Genomic DNA, 19,312 nt, shown 5'->3' on the forward strand with positions numbered 1-19,312 from the left:
GATATAATGAAAAAATATAAAGAGAGTGTAGCGCAATTTGCAGACTATCATCAATTCATACAACTTAATCCATTTGATGCAGTTGTATGTTTGAGAAAAGTGGATACAAAAGCGTTTGAGGTCGTTCATTTTAACGATAAACTACCGTCATTTATGAAGCTACAAGATGTGAAAGCCACCAACGCAGAACAATTTTTTACAGAGCAATGTTGGCTGCAATTATCGAATATATTACAACAAGAATTGAATATAGACCAAAGTCTAGAGGTACGTACGGAGCACAAAGTAAAAACATTTGTTGTTCGTGTACAGCCCTTAGAAAATTCAGTTGTAGCAGTTATTCTACGTGAGAAACAGAATGAAGTAGAACCGTATTTGCAATTTGTGGAACAGCACGTAAGTCCGGTATTAACAACTGATTTACAAGGTCGCATTATTCATCAAAACGTTGTTGCCACTTCTCTATTGTCAAAAGAACATCAAAGCTTGATAGGACAAAATATTTTTTCATTATTAGAGAATAAGTATATCAACGAATTTAAATTACTATTTGCTAAAACTATTGAGGGCTCAGCATTTGGTATGCCCAAATGCTTGTTTAAACGCCAATTGCTAAGTAAAGAACCATTTTATTTAAGAACGCATCCAACGTACTTTAATGGTGAAATTGTAGGTGTCCATTTATTTGTGAAAGACGCCACTTCATTTATGAATGATCATGAGGCCTTTTATTACCTAGCATTAATGGATGAATTAACGGGTATTTGGAATCGCAAGGCTTTTAAGGAGCATTGGCTTCAGCATTTAAATAATAAAAAGCGTAATAAGCAAGCGGCTATTATTTTAGTGGATATTGATCGCTTTAAAAAGTTCAATGAATCCCTTGGTGAAAGTAAGGGTGATGAACTTATGCGAATGTTTAGTCATAGACTTCGTGAGCTCTGTTACTCCAAATGCTCGCTTTATCGTTATAATAGCGATGAATTTATTTTTGTTCTAAAAGATGCAACCGTCAACAAAATTGAACAGACGGCTAACGCGATTTTAGATGCATTAAAACAGCCATTCATGATTGATGGGCAGGAATATTTTATTAGCGTGTCGATTGGTATCTCACTTAGTCCAGGGGATGGCAAAGATTTAGAAACACTTGTACGTAAAGCAGATAAAGCATTATTTTCTGTAAAAGAGCATGGTCGTTCACACTACCGTTACTATCGTGAAGATACGACAACTATTTTTCCAAATGAAGCGCTAATGGAGGCGCATTTACGTCGTGCTATCGAATTTAATGAACTAAGTATTCATTTACAGCCGCAAATAGATTTAACGAATAACAGTATTAATAGCTTTGAGGCGTTATTACGATGGAATAACCGAAAATTTGGCTTTGTGTCTCCTGCACAGTTTATACCTATTGCAGAGGCATCAGGCTTAATCATTGAAATCGGTGATTGGATTATTGACGAGGTGTGTCGCTATCAACAAGAGTGGCAGATGAATGGTTACCGACCAGTACGAATTGCCATCAATATATCACCAAAACAATTTAGAAAAGAAAACTTTGCTCGGAAAATTAAAACTGCCTTGAAAAAGTATAATGTGCCACCAGAATTATTAGAGGTGGAAATTACCGAAAGCTCCATGACTAATGTCCATGAAACATTTTCAATTTTAACTGAATTGAAGCAGCTAGGGGTTTTTGTTTCAGTTGATGATTTTGGAACAGGCTATTCATCTTTAAGCTATTTAAAGCGCTATCCAATAGATATCATAAAAATTGATCAATCATTTATAGCTGATATTACAAAAGATGATAAAAATGAGGCAATTATTAAGGCCATTATTTCAATGTCCCACAATTTAGGATTAGAGGTCATTGCTGAAGGAATCGAGGAACCATCACAAGTTGATTTTCTAAAGCACCATCGATGCCAAAAAGGCCAAGGCTATTTATATAACAAGCCATTACCTGTAGAAACCATTGTTAATAAATATTTTGTTAGCTAATGAAAACAAATCAAGTAGCACTTCATCATGAATTGGATGAAGTGCTACTTTTTTTTGAGTTTGGGGAAGGGAGGGTATCTAAGCTCAACTCGATCAAAAGAGGGCCTAACCGGATTACTTCTTTCGTCAACTTTAATAATTCTAAATACAGATATGGTAAAATTAAGTAAAATAAAATGTGATTGGTGATGGTGGTTATTGGTAAAATTAAACATTAACTAGGAGGGGCTATATGAAAGGTTTAAAAATAATAAGTGTTTTATTTATTGTCGGATTTGTCTGGATTCTCATGTTACTTAATGCTGGTCCACCTAAACTAATTGTATTGTCAGAAGGTAAAAAGATAACGGTATTACAAGGTTCTTATTGCTGGAACAAATTTACAGATTCGGAATGTGTCGATAAAATCTCTCCATCAGAAATTATTGATGATAATAACATTGTTCCATTTCCTGTATCCCCTCAAAGTGAAATAAAAATCAATTTTAAGAAAAAAACCATTGATGAGATAGAAGTAGAAATGGAAAATCGGGGTGAGAGTAAAAAATAAAAGTAGAAGGTAATGTTTTTTCTGCACCAACAGAAAAAGGCACATATATATATATTGTTTTTAGTAGATGGGACAAAGGAAGTTCTTCTTACATTTTCACTATAGAAGTTAAATAAGCGCTCAAATTTAAAGCCAAAACCTAATCACTTTTCCGGTCAATCCGATCAAAAAGGGAAACCTGATCATATCTCAGGGTAACCCGATCGTATAGTGGCTTTGCCCTGGCAGTTCTCCTGGCAGCTTGAGTGAACGGAGATACAACCGGATCAGAAAAGGGCTATACCCAAACACAAGCAGTTTCACCTGAGCAAACCCTTCTAAATTTAGCTATTTATTTTCTACTTTCAATCCATCTAACACAATAGCTGTAAATTGCGCCATTTCCGCTGATAAATCGAAGTCTTCATTATGAATTAACCAATCATAGACATTTGCACGCATACAACGTTGAATAATTGCTTGAATTTGATTAACCTCTATATCGTGACGAAACTCCCCAAGTTGAATACCTTCTTCGATATAACTGTTCATAATTTGGAAAATCATTCTTTGTGGATTTATTAAATAATGATCTTGTTCCACTTGATTTGTCATCGCAGCAGTATACACAGTTCGTAACAAATCTTTTCCAACTACATTTGTTAAATACTTCATTTGTTCTTGATACAGCAATAAAATTTTTTCACTTGCCGGCAATGTGCGATCAATATTTTTTTCCACAGAGCCATAAAAACTATCTAGCTCTTTAAATTTTTCTAAAATAACATCGTACTTGGATGGGAAATGTGTGTAAAATGTTCCCTTCGATACATTACAGGCTTTAGTAATTTGCTCAACAGATACATGCTCGAATCCATGTTTATTAAATAAATCTAATGATACTTTGAGTAATTTTCTCCGTGTTTCTAATGCCTTTTTTTGACGGCTCGTCAATGAATTCATACTGGACAATCCCTTCGAATTAAAGTATTCTAACATATTTTTTATGAAAAATATTCTGAAAATATAAAATGTTTTGATTGACGTAATGGATTTGATTTGATTATCATTTAATTGACCGTAGTCAATGACTTTGGTCAATTAATAAAACACGTTATTAATGTTACGATAAAAGAGTAGGGTTTGGCTAGTGTTCATTGGATTTTCAAGGAACGGGGGAGGTCAATAATGACGGAGAAATTAGGTTTTATCGGCTTAGGTAATATGGGGTTACCGATGTCAGTAAATTTATTAAAGGCTGGCTATAAGGTTTATGGCTTCGATACTAATTCACAAGCAATGGAGCAATTTAAAAAAGAAGGTGGAGTTGGACTTGCAACAGCAAAGGAAGTTGCTGAGCAAAGTGATATTATCATGACGAGCTTGCCGACACCACAAGTAGTGGAACAAGTATATAGATCTGAACAGGGTATAATGCATCATGCTAAGAAAGGAAGTTTATTAATAGACTTTAGTACGGTAAATCCCGAAATGAATGATTCCTTACATAAGGAAGCACAATCATTGGGATTACGATATCTTGGGGCACCTGTTAGTGGAGGTGTTGTAGGTGCTATTCATGCAACACTGACGATAATGGTTGGTGGTGAAGAGGATGATTATCAAAGTGGCTCTGAAATATTCCGAATAGTAGGGGAAAATATTTATCATCTTGGTACGTCTTCAAGTGTAGGTACACGTATAAAATTACTCAATAATTTAATGATTGGATTTTATACAGAGGCAGTCGCTGAAACAATTGTGCTTGGTGAAAAGATGGGTATCCATGCAGATATGCTATATGAGGTATTAAGTAATAGCTATGGTCAAAGTCGTATTTATGAACGTAATTACTTAGAATACATGAAAAACGACAACTATCAGCCAGGTTTTTCTACAAATCTATTATTAAAAGATTTGAAGCTAGCGAAAAATATGGCAGAAGAAGCAGGGGTACCACTTCGAATCGGGAATAAATTAGTGGATCTTTATAGTGATATTTCACAGCAAGGCTATGGAGAAAATGATATGTCTGCTGCTTATTTAAGTTTAAAAGAAACATGTAAAATTGAACAATTTTAAAGGAGGACTAAAAATATGACAACAGCACAAGAGGTTAAAACTTTAACGCACTTTATTGGTGGGGAACTAATAGAAGGGAAAAGCGGACGTTTTGGTTCGGTATTTAACCCAACGACTGGTGAGGTTATTGCCAAGGTTCCACTTGCAACTGCAGAAGAAACTCGAGAGGCAATCGATAAGGCACAGGCAGCTTTTCCACAATGGAGAGATACATCAGTAGCTAAACGTGCTGAGATTGTATTAAAGTTCCGTAATCTTATTACTGAAAATATGGAGGAGCTTTTACAAATTATTTGTAAAGAAAGCGGTAAAACCATTGAGGATGCGAAAGGTGAAATTACACGTGGTTTGGAGTCTGTTGACTTAGCTATCGGTGCACCTCATTTAATGAAGGGGGAGTATTCAGTTAATGTGGGCGGTCAGATTAATGCCTACTCTGCAAAATATCCATTAGGTGTTGTAGCGGCTATTTCGCCATTTAACTTCCCAATCATGGTACCTTTAGCACAAACAAGTATGGCAGTTGCTGTCGGCAATGCCGTTATTTTAAAAGCTTCCGAGCGTGTTCCTATGACTGCCTTATATGTGAGTGAGCTTTGGAAAAAGGCTGGGTTACCAGATGGTATTTGGACGGTAGTAAATGGGGATAAGGATGCAGTTAATGAACTATTAGAAAACTCGATTGTGGAAGCAATTTCATTTGTAGGATCGACACCAGTTGCCAAATATATTTATGAAACGGGCTCGAAATTTGGTAAACGTGTCACAGCACTTGGTGGAGGGAAAAACAATATGGTTGTGATGCCTGATGCAGATCTTGATCAGGTAGCAAATGCATTTATCGGTGCAGCTTATGGCGCTGCCTCTCAACGTTGTATGGCCATTTCTACGATTATGCCTGTTGGAAAGGATACAGCAGATCGTCTTGTTGAAATCTTAAAGGAAAAAATTGCTAATTTGAAGGTAGGTTCATATACAAATCCAGAGACAGATTTTGGCCCTGTCATTTCACAGCAATCGAAGGAAGCGATTATTGCTGCAATCAATCGAGGCGAGTCTGAAGGCGCAACAGTTGTTTGTGATGGTCGTGAACTTGATATTGTCAAAGAGTCAAAAGGATTCTTTGTAGGGCCAACATTGCTAGATAACGTAAAACCAGGCATGGAAATTTATGAACAAGAAATATTCGGTCCAGCTCGAAATGTTGTACGTGTTGATTCATTGGACGAAGCCATCCAACTTATTAATAAGCATGAGCTTGGAAATGGGGTAACAATCTTTACGAATGACGGTTTTGCAGCTCGTAAATTTACAACAGAAATCGATGTTGGAATGGTTGGCGTAAATGTCCCTATTCCTATCCCAGTAGGCTACCATAACTTTGCTGGATTTAAAGGTTCTCGTTTTGGAGAAGGGCATATGTTTGGTCCCGATCAAGCACGCTTTTTCACAAAAACAAAAACAATATCAGAGCGTTGGATGACAGGTCAAGCATCGACAGCATCTACGTTTGCATTCCCAAGTAATAACGACTAATACAAATGAAGAGCTGTATTCTTTTACAGCTCTTTTTAAATCACTTGCAAACATAATATTCTCAGGAGGGCATTGCGTGAAAGGAAAAACAGTTTTTATTACTGGAGCAGCCCGTGGTATCGGGTTATCCATGGCACTAGCGTTTGCTGAGCAGGGAGCGAATGTCGTTATAACAGATATTAATGAACAGCTTTTAGCGGAGGCTATTCAACACAATCCGCAATTAACTGCATACACATGTGATGTTACGAATGAACAGGCAATATGTGATGCGATTGACTTTACTATTAAAAAGTTTAAGACAATAGATATTTTAATTAACAACGCAGGGTTTCAGCATGTTTCTCTTATAGAGGATTTCGCGACAGAAATCTTCGAATCCATGCAAAAAGTGATGCTTGTTGCACCTTTTATAGCAATGAAATATGTCTTACCATATATGAAGAAAAATAAGTTTGGACGCATTATTAATATGGCATCTATTAATGGCGTTATTGGGTTTGCAGGAAAAGCTGGATACAACGCTGCCAAACATGGACTTGTCGGTTTAACGAAAGTGGCGGCACTAGAGGTTGCAACTGAGGGGATAACCGTGAATGCGATATGTCCAGGGTATGTCGATACAGAATTAGTGCGTAATCAATTTACGGATTTGGCAAAGACAAGGGGAATTCAAGTAGAGGAAGTGCTAGAGCAGGTGCTTTATCCACTCGTTCCTCAAAAACGTTTACTAGATGTCTCAGAAATTACAGGGCTTGCGCTTTATTTAGCTAGTGATATGGCAAAGGGTTTAACAGGTCAAGCAATACTTTTGGATGGCGGTTATACAGCACAATAGCTTAGGAGGGTGAAATATGATTCAAACAAAAACAATCTATACGGTTCATTCGCCAGGAACGATCGTTTATGGACGAGATTCTTTTCAAGAAGTAGGCGAATATGCAAAAAAATTGGGGACTAAAGCTCTTATCATTAGTGATCCGATAATGGATAGCTTAGGCTTTGTTAATCGATGTAGTACTTTATTAAGAGCTAGTGGTTTGGAAGCGGTTTCATATTTAGGCGTAACAACGGAACCAGTAGATACGTATGTAGCAGAGGGGCTTCATATTTTACAATCTGAGGGCTGCGATATTATTATTTCCGTCGGTGGCGGGAGCTGTATCGATACAGGAAAAGCAATTGCAGTAGTTGCAACGAATGATGGCTACATTGGGGATTATATGAAAATGGCAAAAATAGCTGAGCAAGCACCGATCCCACATATTGCGATACCGACAACGGCTGGGACTGGTTCAGAAGCCACGGATGCAACAGTCATTACGAATACGAAAAATGAAGTGAAAATGATGATTAAGCAATCTGCATTTATGCCAAACATAGCAATCGTAGATCCGATTTTAACGGTTACATCTCCACCCTCCATCACTGCGGCGACTGGTATCGATGCATTAAGTCATGCTATAGAAAGTTATTTATCTCGTTTAGCACATCCTTATTCAAATGTACTTGCACTATCAGCCATGGAGTTAATCGTAAATAATATTTTAAAAGTTTATGAGCAAGGTAATGATATTGAAGCTCGGGAAGCAATGTCGCTAGGCTCAATGCAAGCAGGTCTTTCATTCTCAAATGCTTCTGTCGCTTTAGTACATGGCATGTCTCGTCCAATTGGAGCGTTATTCCATGTGCCCCATGGTATTTCAAATGCCATGCTTTTGCCAGCAGTATTAGAATTTTCAAAGGATGCTTGTGTCGATCGGCTGGCGGATTTAGGTAAATTTTTCAATAAAGATAATGAGCAATTATCTCAAGAGGAGCTTGCCGATTTAGCTATTGTTTCGATTAAGGAAATGTGCAAGAAGATGGATATAGGGAATTTGAAACAATGGGGAATTGATGAACAAGCCTTTTACACAGCTATTCCAAAAATGGCAGCCGATGCAATTACCAGCGGTAGCCCTGGAAATAATCCTAAGGTTCCAACACAGGAAGAGCTAATGGAGCTTTATAAGATTGCTTATCATTATGAGTTTTAGGATTATGAAAAGAAACTGTCTAAAATAGAGTTACAAATCATATTTAATTTGTAACTCTATTTTTTATCGAATAGGAAAATTATTCTAATTTATTAATAGCCATGTTATAATTTTAAAAATTTAAACAAGGGAGTGGGGATTAATGGAACAATGTTTTATTTGCAATAAACATGCTGGCAACATTCAAGCTTCAGAGTTAAGGATTTATGAAGACGAATATGTTTATGTTGGACATATAGATCGTGATGGAGCACCCAATTATTTAGGTCATATTATGATTGATTTAAAAAGACATGTTCCTACTCTCGGAGATATGACTATAGAAGAGGCACAAGCATTTGGTGTTATTATGGCTAGAGTTAGTAAGGCAATAATGGAATGTGAAAAGGCAGAGCATATTTATTCATTAGTTTCCGGAAATTCAGTGCCACATTTGCATATGCATTTAGTTCCTCGATATCAGAATACCCCTAAACAGTATTGGGGACCAAATGATGTGTATGATTGGGAAGATGCCCCTATTGGTGACAATATAGAAGTTGTTAAACTTTGTACTCGAATAAAAACATATCTTGAGAATAATGCATATGAGTGAATCTATAGAAGATTTTAGTTGGATAGGTAGCCAAGACAACTTCATAGATCATCCAAATCTTTATCAAATTAAACATGTTATTGTTGGACGATATGGAGGTAACTTCGATGCAGGACAATATAAAAACGAAGATGGTTGTTTAGTATGGCTAGATGAAAAGCAAGATTGGGAGTTTTCTATTTTACTGGATGCTCATAATACATCTGAGAGTGCTCAAATAATTATCGAACAATTTTTTTATCATAAACATGAAATGAAGCATTTATTATCTTTACCGACAAACCATCAAACCTTTAAAAGGATTGAAGAGAAGATTTTAACGATATTTCAATCGGAAGAGTTCTTATCTGTTTGCAGGAATATTACTGGAGAAACTGCGTGTTTAATTGTCGTAAGAAAAGATAAATATGTATGGTGGTTTTCAGTTGGAGACTGTGTTCTTTTTTTATTTCATCAAGAATTGGCTGCATTAGGTCAGTTTCAATTAAATCAAAGGCAATTTTACGAATGGGTAGGACAAGTCAATACTTTTGAACAGGACGTCCCTTGCTACAGCGTTGGAATTAAAGAATTAAGAAAAGGAGAAAATCGTCTTTTTCTAACCACTGATGGCTTACTTGAATGTCCCCATGAACCATACTCTAACCCTATTAACATATATAATTCCTTCTTCAACGCTGAGGATCCAGAGAACATTTGGTCAATGTTAAAGAATATCAAAAAAAATGGTGTCAGAGATAGCACCACCATCGTTTTTTGGAAAGTTAATATTGCAAAGGAAGCCACTAGAGCAAGTAATCAAGAAGCGAGTCCGTAATGGATTCTACCCGCGAAAGAAGAGGAAATACCCGCGCACGGCAGGGAAATACCCGCGAAAGAAGAGGAAATACCCGCGCACGGCAGGGAATACCCGCGAAAGAGAAGAGAATACCCGCGCACGGCAGGGAAACACCCGCGGAAGAGAAGCGGATACCCGCGCGCCAGGAAAATACCCGCGAAAGAGAAGAGAATACCCGCGCACGGCAGGAAAATACCTGCGAAAACGAAGCGAATACCTCACAACTTAAGAATCTTTGCTAGCAGGACCCTTCAAACTGCACCCTTTTCATCGTTTTGCAGAATTAATATGACATATGCGAGAAAATATAGTAATATTTTATATGAATCACCATTCATTTTTGCAGAGGGGGAAATCGTATGTTGCAGGGGAAAACAATTATTATTACTGGTGGATCAAGTGGAATGGGGCTTTACATGGCAAAGCAATTCGTTGCGGAAGGGGCAAATGTTGTCATTACAGGTCGTAACGAGGAGCGATTGGCAGAGGCGAAAGCTTTTATTTTGGAGACTGGAAAAACGATTGAAACGTTCCAAATGGATGTTCGTGTTCCTGAGCATGCGGAGGCAATGCTAGCGTTTGCTGTTGAAAAGTTTGGACAGGTCGATGGGCTTGTGAATAATGCGGCTGGCAATTTTATAGTGCGTGCAGAGGATTTATCACCAAATGGTTGGAAGGCTGTTGTTGATATTGTTTTAAATGGGACATTCTTTTGTTCTTCTGCAGTCGGTAAGTACTGGATTCAAAATAATATTAAAGGATCTATTCTCAATATGGTTGCAACTTACGCATGGAATGCAGGTGCTGGTGTTATTCATTCTGCAGCGGCTAAAGCAGGTGTATTGTCAATAACTCGAACGTTAGCTGTTGAATGGGGAAAACAATATGGAATTCGAGTAAATGCAATTGCTCCAGGTCCAATTGAGCGTACAGGTGGTGCAGAAAAGCTCTGGGAATCAGAGGCTGCAGCTGCTCGTACGCTTGACTCTGTTCCGTTAGGTCGTACAGGTACTCCTGAAGAAATTGCTGATTTAGCTACATTTATAATGTCTAATAAAGCAAGTTATATGAACGGTGAATGTGTGACACTTGATGGCGGGCAATGGCTCAATCAGTATCCGTTCTAAAACAATAATCTTTGCATAATAAAGAGCTGGGTTGACGCATACTAAGGGTAAAGAAAGGAGTTTTGCCTATGGGTATGTGGTTAATACCGGCTCTTATTGCCATTACGATTATTTCTGCCATTTCGCTTGTGTCAACGTTGAAAATTGCCAAAATGACGTCCCAACGGAAATCAGAAAATGATACGCCGATTTCAGAAACTGTTGAAGAGTATGCGACTATGCTCAACCCAGTTGTTTGGGTATATATCATTTTTTTGCTTTTTTTGGGGATCATGATTTTTTATTACTGGAGTAAGGCAGGATATTAAGTAAATAATATCTTCATTCAGTTCATATTTTATAAATATGGCTGAATGAAGATATTTCTCCATTGCCCTCAGGTAAAACCCTCGCTATATATACACTTTCGATACTTAGTTTTGTTCAAAATGCTAAAATAATTCGTTGCTTATAAAAAACTCTTCTCGGCCTTGTCGTGGTCATAAAAGGAATAGTTATGATATGATAAAAGGGAAGCATCCTGTTCTGCAAAACGAGGACAGAAAAGGAGAAGAAGTTCATGATTTCAACTAACAGCAAGGACTTTTTAGCAATGCCAATTAGTGATTTTATTATTTCATCTGAAAAAGTTGCGCATGTACAAAGTGGAAATAGTGCAGAACATGCACTCCTAGTACTTACACGTACAGGGTATTCATCGATACCTGTTTTAGATTTGAAATATCGACTTCAAGGTTTACTAAGCATGAAAATGATTACAGAATCCATTCTTGGACTAGAACATATTGAATATGAAAAGTTACCCGATATTAAAGTGAATACAATAATGGATAAAGAAATCGCTGTATTAAAGTTAACGGATACTTTTCAGCGAGCTCTCGACTTAGTGATTAATCACGCCTTTTTATGTGTTGTGGACGAAGAAGGAACATTTGCGGGAATTTTAACGAGACGTGTAATATTAAAGCAATTGAAAAAATATATTTATCAAAAAGAGTAGTAGTTTAAGAGGGGACTCAGATGAAAATCATAAGGCCCTCTTTGCTTGTATCGGAGGTTTACTGATTGATGGCAACGGAGGCTGAAATTTTAAAAGTACTAGCAGAGGAACGTAATATGCGTAAAGCAGCAGAACGTTTATTTTTATCTCAACCAGCACTTTCTCAACGGCTGCAAACTATTGAAAAGGACTGGGGCGCGCAGTTATTTATTCGTTCACAAAAAGGACTTACGGCGACACCTGCTGGAGAGCTTATTATTGACTATGCAACTGAAATGCTCAGCAAAAAAGAAGAGATTTTTGAAACAATCCAATCATTAACGACGAAAGTAAACGGGACATTGAAAATCGCCTGTGCATCGATTGTCGGCCAAAACTGGCTTCCGATAATATTAAAGGATTTTGTAACGAAATATCCTGAGGCAAAAATCTCTCTTATGACTGGCTGGAGCTCTGAAATTGTAAAAGCGCTTTATGAGGGTGAGGCTCATATAGGGATTGTGCGTGGGCAGGTTGATTGGAAAGGGGAAAAAATTCACCTTTTTCGTGACACCCTTTATTTAGTTGATAAAGAGCTAAATACTATAGAAGATATCCTGACGACAGACCGACCTTTTATTCAATTTAAAAGTGATTCCAATTACTATCAGGAAATTCAACAATGGTGGCAGCAGCATTTCGCTTCAAATCCAAGAAAACAAATTTTAGTTGATCAGATTGAAATTTGTAAGCAAATGGCATTGAACGGCATTGGTTACGCTATTTTACCTTCAATTACTTTAAGTGACCATGATGGTATTAATAAAATAGCATTAACGAATAATGAAAAAGAATTTGGTTTAACACGTGATACTTGGTTAATTGGCTATGAATCCTCATTTGAGTTACGACAAGTAGAGGCTTTTGTAGAGGTAGTGCAAGACCATGCACGATGTTTGTTTGATTATACGAAATAAGAATAATATCAAGGCAGTCTCAAGTGATTCACTCGAGACTGCCTTTTTTTACCAATTCTTAATCGCACCATAGCGTGGGGTTGATTTCCGTTCCGACTGGGGGCGTCGGGGCAACAGGTGTTTTAATGTGCGAAAGCGTAGCGACAGCAACAACAGGGTGTTGGTCTCGAGGCGTTATCACAGGACGTGCTGCTTTTAGCCTTCGTTCCTCTATCGCTGATCCTCAAGGAGTTGCACATAGTCGATAAAAACTGAAATTGTTCCGATAAAAGCTAAAATTGTTCCGATAAAATGAGATTTTGTTCCGATAAATCTTCAAAGTAATAAAGTGGAATGATGGAATGATTTCCTGGGGGCGGCCGATGAGCCGCTTCACTCACGTGGCTCGCTCCAATCAACCTATCCACGTGACATACGTTTTAACATAATGTCATCCAACTTTTAAATTTTATCGATAAATTTTCACGTTTTATCGCCCAACTTTTAACTTCTTTCAGCGGGTGTCCAAACATCCGCTGAAAGAAGTTAAAGCCTCCGGCGGATGTCACGGAATCGGAAAGGAGTTCTTAGGGGATGTTAGCCTAAAACCATCGCATCCATGCGATAACGGCTAACTGACCTGCATCGTGCAGGCCTAAGCACAAAGCCGATTCCGGACGCAATTATGCCGAAGCATAATTGATTTTTTATCGACATCCACCTTTCAAAGAGCAAAAAAGGGTTCATACACAAAACTGTGTATGAATCCTTTTATTTTATTATGTCGCCCAGTCTCTACTCCAATCAACTTATAAATGCATATTTTAACAAGTTTCATCCCTAACTTTGGAAATTAGCTAATTCTTAAGAGTTTATGAATATTCATGAAGATGTCATAAGAAATGGAACAAAGTGCAATTTAAAACGTATAATTATGTAATCAACAATTTACATAAAAGGGGTTGAGTTTTTGAAGAAAAAGAATATAACGGCACTCATACTACTATTCATGCTTGTTATTAGCCTTATTCTACCTATGGAGCAGGCAAAAGCGGCTGCTACGTTAGATGTACAGGCTAAGGTAGGGATTGCGGGTAAAGCTAAATATCAAACAGTTGTGCCACTGAAAGTAACAGTAAAAAATAATGGTGCAGATTTTTCTGGGGATATGGTCATTAATGCATCTAGTTCCTATGAAGCTACATCAGCACAAGTGTTTCCGATAGATATAGCGGCAGGAGAAGAAAAAACATTTGATATTTATATAGATGGTAATTATTCGAATGCCGATGCGTTTGCGTTTTTTGAAGGAAGCATAGAAAAAGGAAAAAAGGTTGCTTATGAAGGAACAAAGCAGCTACAAGCTAACTTTTTAGATCCGTCATCAGTTTTTATTTACACATTAACGGATAAAAGTGATCGTTTATCAGCATTTTTACGTCTATCCCAATTAGCTCCTCAAAATAATGTTGAAGTGTTCAATTTAAATCAGATCAAGGATTATACACTGCCAGAGGATCCACAAGGATTTGCAATGGCGAATGTTATCGTCATCGATGAAATTGCTATTGCTGATTTATCGCAAAAGCAACAAGAATCTTTACTAAAATGGGTACAGAATGGCGGCACTTTATTAGTAGGAGCTGCTAATCAAGTAAATACAACAGCAGGTATTTTTAAGGATTATTTACCACTTGCATTATCCGAGCAAATGACATCCGTTTCTGCAGATAGCCTATCAAAATTATCAGGCGGCGAAACTTTTACACAACCTATTTCTATTTATGGAGCGACTGAAAAGCAAGGAAGTATTCCTGTATTAACAGAAAACAATAAGATTTTAGCTTCTAAGAAAAAAGTGGGCAGTGGGGAAGTTATTCAAACAGCCTTTTCTTTAGGGGATCAACCACTTTCGTCTATGGATGGTTATCCAGCATTAGTGGCAAATTTGCTTAATATTCAAAAGATGTCACAACAAGGGATGGTGGTTCATGGACAGTCACCGGTGGATCAAGTTTCATATGAACTGCGTAATGTAAATGAATTATTCCCATCGTTTGAAGTATCTGTTAGCTATATGCTAATTGTTATTATTTTATATATTTTAATTATCGGACCTATTTTATATTTTATTCTAAAGAAAATAGACAAGCGTGAGCATGCATGGTGGATCATTCCTACGATATCAATTGTGTTATCTATTGCTCTATTTATTTTTGGTGCAAAAGATCGAATTGGGCAACCGCAAATTCAACAATCAGCATTTTTTAAAGTAAATGAAGATAGTAGTTTAAATGGTTACTATGTAGAGTCCATTTTAACAAATCGTAGCGGTGATTTTGTTGTTAATGCAGATAAGGATACAAGTGCATTAGCGCTGCGAAATTCCAATAATTTCGCGGGGACAAGGGAAGATTTACATGAAATATCCTATATTAAGGAAAATGCCAATGGTTCAACGTTAACACTACGTGATTTAAGTTATTGGTCTGTTCAGTCGTTTGCAGGAAAGACGGCAGCACAAAATATTGGCAAGATGGACATCGATATTACGTTAAAAAATGAAAAGTTAACTGGGACAATTAAGAACAATTTCCCGTTTGCTCTAAAGGATATTACTTTAATCTCGGGCATTAAAGAAGTTAAACTTGGCGACATTGAAGAGAACGGTACACTTAAAGTCGACAAGGAGCTAAAATCAACGGTTCTTCAAAAACCATCGGATTTAACTAGTTACAATTATAATAATTTTCCAACGAAGAAGGAGGAAGTGAATCCTTTACGAATCGAGCGTATGAAAGCTTTGGCAATACCACTTGTAGAAAATGATAAAAAACCTGTCATTACAGCATGGGCAGACCAAGCAATTGCTGGTGTTGAGCTAGAAACAAGTGCCAATATGTCTCCGATTTCCTATTTTGTTCAGCCATTTGATGGCAAAGTAGAGCTATCAGGTCCATTTACAATGAAACGTAACAACTTTACGTATTCAGTAAACCCACTTTCTCCTAATTCGTATGCTGAAAAAATGGATGAACAGTTAAATAATTGGCGCTTGTCGGATGGTTTATATGAAGTATCCATTGCCATGCCAGATAATTTTATGAATTCAGTTCAAACATTAAACGAACTGACCGTTTCAAATAAGGATATTGATCGTATGCAGCTATCGATTTGGAATAACGAGACGAAAAATTATGAGCCAATGGTAGATACGAAACAGGTATTTACAGGTAACATAAAAAAATACTTCAATGATAATGATGAATTGCTGATTGAGGTTAAATTCGGGCCAGATCAAACGGGTGAGGAAACAAAATTACCAGATGTAGAGCTGAAAGGAGTGGCGAAATAATGATTGAAATTCGTGATTTAACGAAAAGATACGGCTCCTTTACAGCACTAGATCATTTGAATCTATCTTTGGAGGAAGGGGTTGTCTTTGGTTTTGTAGGTGCCAATGGGGCAGGTAAATCGACTACATTCTCGATTTTAGCAACCTTGCTATCTCCAACTTCAGGTGATGCCATTATTAATGGGAAAAGCGTTATTAAGGAACCAAAGGAAGTTCGAAAACAAATTGGTTATATGCCAGATTTCTTTGGCGTCTATGATCAACTAAAAGTAGACGAATACTTAGACTTTTACGGTGCCAGCTACGGCATTGGGGCAGCTGAACGAAAAGTACTTATTCCACAGCTGCTAGAGCTCGTAAATTTAACGAATAAACGTCATGAATATGTTGATTTACTGTCACGTGGGATGAAGCAGCGTCTATGTTTAGCACGTGCTCTTATCCACGATCCTAAAGTATTAATTTTAGATGAACCTGCATCAGGCTTGGATCCACGTGCACGAGTAGAAATGCGTGATATTTTACGGAATTTGAAATCTATGGGAAAAACGATTTTAATCTCCTCACATATTTTGCCTGAGCTTGCAGAAATGTGCGATGAAATCGGTGTGATTGATAATGGTAAGCTTATCGCTCATGGTAATGTGGCCTCCATTCAAGCACAGTTACAGGGAGAGAAGCGCATCGTAGTAAAAGTAACGGATTGTTTAAACGAGGTACGTGCATTTTTGGAGGAGGATCCACTGATCTCTTCTATTGATGTAATGGATAATCGCTTAGAAATAGCCTTTAATTACCGTGGAACAGATGCTGATCAGGGAGCACTATTGAAAAAAGCAATACTTGCAAATTTACCTATTTATGCATTAAGTGAAGAGGAAAAAGATTTAGAAGATGTCTTTATGGCTATTACGAAGGGAGCGGACAATCAATGATGGAACGATTTTATAATCCGGTGTTCGTAAAAGAATTGAAGTTACGCTTCCGTTCTTTTAAAAGCTTTTCAGGTTTAATGTTTTATTTAGCGGTTATTTGTATTTTTATCGCAGGTTTTTTGCTACTAACAACTGAATTCACAGGCAAAGGATTCTTTAGACCAGATACAAGCTTTATGATGTTTGCGGTCTTAACAATCTTACAAATGGCTCTTGTACTTTTCATTACACCAAGCTTAACTGCCGGTGCAATTAGTAGCGAAAGGGAAAAGCAAACATTAAATATTTTACTAACAACGACACAAAGTTCTACTCAAATCGTCATTGGAAAATTACTTTCCTCGGTAGCATTTTTAGTTTTAATGCTCATCGCAGGGTTACCATTATATAGTTTAGTATTTTTATTTGGTGGCGTATCACCGTCTCAATTAATCTCGATATTTTTATTTTATTTATTAACAGTCGTAGCAATTGGTAGTATTGGTGTTATGTTTTCAACTATTACGAAGCGAACAATTGTTGCGATGATTTCTACGTACGGTTCGATTATCTTTTTAGGTGGCATTACAGCGTTTTTCTTCTTTTTAACAATGTCCTTCCATCATATGGGTAATTCCGTTGGTACTAGTACTTCCTACATGACTTACTTCTGGGCTTCTATTAACCCAGGTGCATTAATGCTTACGCTTATTTCGCCATCTATGGGCGATGCTTTAGTGCAAGTTTCAGGAGTGAAATTACCTGTATGGATTAGTTATTTAGTAGCTTATTCATTGATCATTGTTATTTGTTTAACAATTGCGATTAAAAAATTACGTGCCAATATGAAAAGTAATCGGTAAGGAGGACATCTTATGGAGCGTCGTAAGCAATTACGAAAATATATTCAACGTGCAAAGACGAGTTTAACAGTAGAAAGAAGCATTCCAATTGCACAGTACGGCTTGTTTTTGGCATTGCTTTCGAGTGCTTCCCTCTTTCTCGTTTCAAGGCTCTTTGTTTGGCCGTATTATCGCCAAACAGCTCTTACTACCTTTATTGTTGTCATACTAGCAACAGTGCTGTTTATGTGGGTGAAGCGTGTACAAGAAAAGGAAGCATTGCATACACTGGATGATTATTTTTCGCACAATGAGCTTGTGACAGCCTTATCGTTCGAGGACGATAAGGACCCACTCGTTCGATCTCTACTAACGAAAGCACTAGGAAACGTGGAAAAGGCGTTTTCTGATTTTAAGGCTAGAAAGAAAAATTTAATCCGTCCAAAAGCATTGATTGGATTATTTGGAACAGCTGTCGCACTGGCCATTCTTTATATGTTCCCAGCAGCTACACAAATTGAAGCAATTGAGGTAGAAAAAGAAAAAGCGGTCATTGAGGACGTAAAGAAGGAAGTTGCTAAATTAGAAAAAAGAGCAGAAACAAAAGAAGTGAAAGAGCAATTAAAAGAATTGCAAAATACGTTAAAAGAGGCAGAAAAGGCTGAAGAGGCATTACGCGAAGTCGTGAAAAAGCAAAAGGAGCTTGCTTTAAAGGAACAACAATTAAAGGATAAGCAAACGGCTAGTAAGGATGGCGCTTCTGACGACAAAGGCTTATCGCAGGAAGAAGTGGAGCAATTAAAGGAGCTCGCCCAAATGCAGCAGGAGCTAACGAAAAATGCAAATGCTACTCAGACAGCTATGAGCAAACTTGGAAAACCCGCAAGCAATACTCTACAAAATGCTATTGCGAGTGCCAATAGTGCCAATAACAATCAGCAAAACAATAGTAATACAAATCAAAATTCATCCGCGAATTCACAACCAAGCAATCAGCAAGGTCAAACAGGACAACAAGGCCAACCTAACTCCCAAAACGGTTCTCAACAGGCTAGTGGTAAAGGTCAGGCACAAGGATCGAATCAGAGCAATCAACAAGGTCAAGGAAAAGGACAGGGACAAGGCAAAGGTCAAGGGAACGGACAAGGTCAAGGTCAAGGACAAGGAAACGGACAAGGGCAGGGTCAGGGACAAGGTCAGGGAAATGGCAATGGTTCCGGTCAAGGTGCAGGCATAGGACAGGGCGGCCGCGATTTATTAACGACTCCGAATAGAATTGGTGGCTCTAGTCAGACTTCAGCTGATGGTGGAGCATTAGGAGATGGATCACATGTATCAGAGCAACAAGGAAATGGCCCCATTACGAAAGGTTCTATCCGCCCATATGAGGAAGTTATAGGCTCCTATAAAGATAGCTATTTAGAAAGCTCAGAGCGTTTACAATTACCGAAGGATTTACAAAATGTCGTGCAATCTTATTTCACGTCAATTGAGTCTCAGTAGGAGGAAA

The 19,312-nt window shown here is 37.6% G+C and carries 17 protein-coding genes; 16 read left to right on the forward strand and 1 reads right to left on the reverse strand.

The window, feature by feature from the left end; all coding sequences use genetic code 11:
• The first annotated feature begins 6 nt into the window (after window positions 1-6).
• A complete protein-coding gene (locus ABH968_RS17220; RefSeq protein ID WP_370045877.1) occupies window positions 7-2,010 on the forward strand; it encodes an EAL domain-containing protein in 2,004 nt (667 codons plus the stop codon).
• A 232-nt stretch (window positions 2,011-2,242) separates the two neighbouring features.
• Window positions 2,243-2,560 (forward strand): hypothetical protein, encoded by a 318-nt coding sequence (locus tag ABH968_RS17225; protein ID WP_370045878.1) that lies wholly within the window; start codon window positions 2,243-2,245, stop codon window positions 2,558-2,560.
• A 327-nt stretch (window positions 2,561-2,887) separates the two neighbouring features.
• Here ABH968_RS17225 and ABH968_RS17230 read toward each other — a convergent pair whose 3' ends face one another.
• Window positions 2,888-3,502, reverse strand: a complete 615-nt coding sequence (locus ABH968_RS17230; protein ID WP_370045880.1) for a TetR/AcrR family transcriptional regulator — start codon at window positions 3,500-3,502, stop codon at window positions 2,888-2,890.
• 225 nt (window positions 3,503-3,727) lie between these two features.
• Here ABH968_RS17230 and ABH968_RS17235 point away from each other — a divergent pair, with 225 nt between their 5' ends.
• From ABH968_RS17235 to ABH968_RS17300, 14 genes are all read left to right on the forward strand, one after another.
• Window positions 3,728-4,621, forward strand: coding sequence for an NAD(P)-dependent oxidoreductase (locus ABH968_RS17235; protein WP_370045881.1), 894 nt, complete (start codon window positions 3,728-3,730; stop codon window positions 4,619-4,621).
• Window positions 4,622-4,636: 15 nt separating this feature from the next.
• Window positions 4,637-6,157: a CoA-acylating methylmalonate-semialdehyde dehydrogenase gene (locus ABH968_RS17240; RefSeq protein WP_370045883.1), complete on the forward strand. Its 1,521-nt coding sequence runs from the start codon at window positions 4,637-4,639 to the stop codon at window positions 6,155-6,157.
• A gap of 76 nt (window positions 6,158-6,233) precedes the next feature.
• A complete protein-coding gene (locus tag ABH968_RS17245; protein ID WP_370045884.1) occupies window positions 6,234-6,995 on the forward strand; it encodes a 3-hydroxybutyrate dehydrogenase in 762 nt (253 codons plus the stop codon).
• Between the two features lie 16 nt (window positions 6,996-7,011).
• The gene (locus ABH968_RS17250; RefSeq protein WP_370045886.1) at window positions 7,012-8,196 is read left to right on the forward strand and encodes an iron-containing alcohol dehydrogenase; all 1,185 of its coding nucleotides are present in this window, start codon (window positions 7,012-7,014) and stop codon (window positions 8,194-8,196) included.
• A gap of 142 nt (window positions 8,197-8,338) precedes the next feature.
• Window positions 8,339-8,791, forward strand: coding sequence for an HIT family protein (locus ABH968_RS17255; protein ID WP_370045888.1), 453 nt, complete (start codon window positions 8,339-8,341; stop codon window positions 8,789-8,791).
• Window positions 8,784-9,608 carry a PP2C family serine/threonine-protein phosphatase gene (locus tag ABH968_RS17260; RefSeq protein ID WP_370045890.1) on the forward strand — a complete coding sequence of 275 codons (825 nt, stop codon included), beginning with the start codon at window positions 8,784-8,786 and terminating at the stop codon, window positions 9,606-9,608. The genes ABH968_RS17255 and ABH968_RS17260 overlap by 8 nt, the downstream gene beginning before the upstream one ends.
• Before the next feature lie 380 nt (window positions 9,609-9,988).
• Window positions 9,989-10,756 carry a 2,4-dienoyl-CoA reductase gene (fadH, locus tag ABH968_RS17265; RefSeq protein ID WP_370045891.1) on the forward strand — a complete coding sequence of 256 codons (768 nt, stop codon included), beginning with the start codon at window positions 9,989-9,991 and terminating at the stop codon, window positions 10,754-10,756.
• A gap of 68 nt (window positions 10,757-10,824) precedes the next feature.
• The gene (locus ABH968_RS17270) at window positions 10,825-11,064 is read left to right on the forward strand and encodes a hypothetical protein (protein ID WP_049668244.1); all 240 of its coding nucleotides are present in this window, start codon (window positions 10,825-10,827) and stop codon (window positions 11,062-11,064) included.
• A gap of 251 nt (window positions 11,065-11,315) precedes the next feature.
• Window positions 11,316-11,756, forward strand: a complete 441-nt coding sequence (cbpB, locus tag ABH968_RS17275) for a cyclic-di-AMP-binding protein CbpB (RefSeq protein ID WP_370045893.1) — start codon at window positions 11,316-11,318, stop codon at window positions 11,754-11,756.
• A gap of 68 nt (window positions 11,757-11,824) precedes the next feature.
• Complete coding sequence (locus tag ABH968_RS17280; RefSeq protein ID WP_370046002.1) at window positions 11,825-12,712, forward strand: transcriptional regulator CcpC; 888 nt, start codon at window positions 11,825-11,827, stop codon at window positions 12,710-12,712.
• Window positions 12,713-13,661: 949 nt separating this feature from the next.
• A complete protein-coding gene (locus ABH968_RS17285) occupies window positions 13,662-16,046 on the forward strand; it encodes a DUF7408 domain-containing protein (RefSeq protein WP_370045895.1) in 2,385 nt (794 codons plus the stop codon).
• Window positions 16,046-16,981, forward strand: a complete 936-nt coding sequence (locus ABH968_RS17290; RefSeq protein ID WP_370045897.1) for an ABC transporter ATP-binding protein — start codon at window positions 16,046-16,048, stop codon at window positions 16,979-16,981. Before ABH968_RS17285 ends, ABH968_RS17290 begins: the two co-directional genes overlap by 1 nt.
• Window positions 16,978-17,823: an ABC transporter permease gene (locus ABH968_RS17295; RefSeq protein WP_370045899.1), complete on the forward strand. Its 846-nt coding sequence runs from the start codon at window positions 16,978-16,980 to the stop codon at window positions 17,821-17,823. The genes ABH968_RS17290 and ABH968_RS17295 overlap by 4 nt, the downstream gene beginning before the upstream one ends.
• A 12-nt stretch (window positions 17,824-17,835) precedes the next feature.
• Window positions 17,836-19,305 (forward strand): hypothetical protein, encoded by a 1,470-nt coding sequence (locus tag ABH968_RS17300; protein WP_370045901.1) that lies wholly within the window; start codon window positions 17,836-17,838, stop codon window positions 19,303-19,305.
• Window positions 19,306-19,312 lie beyond the last annotated feature (7 nt).

Source organism: Lysinibacillus sp. RC79, assembly GCF_041262405.1.
GTDB lineage: Bacteria > Bacillota > Bacilli > Bacillales_A > Planococcaceae > Lysinibacillus.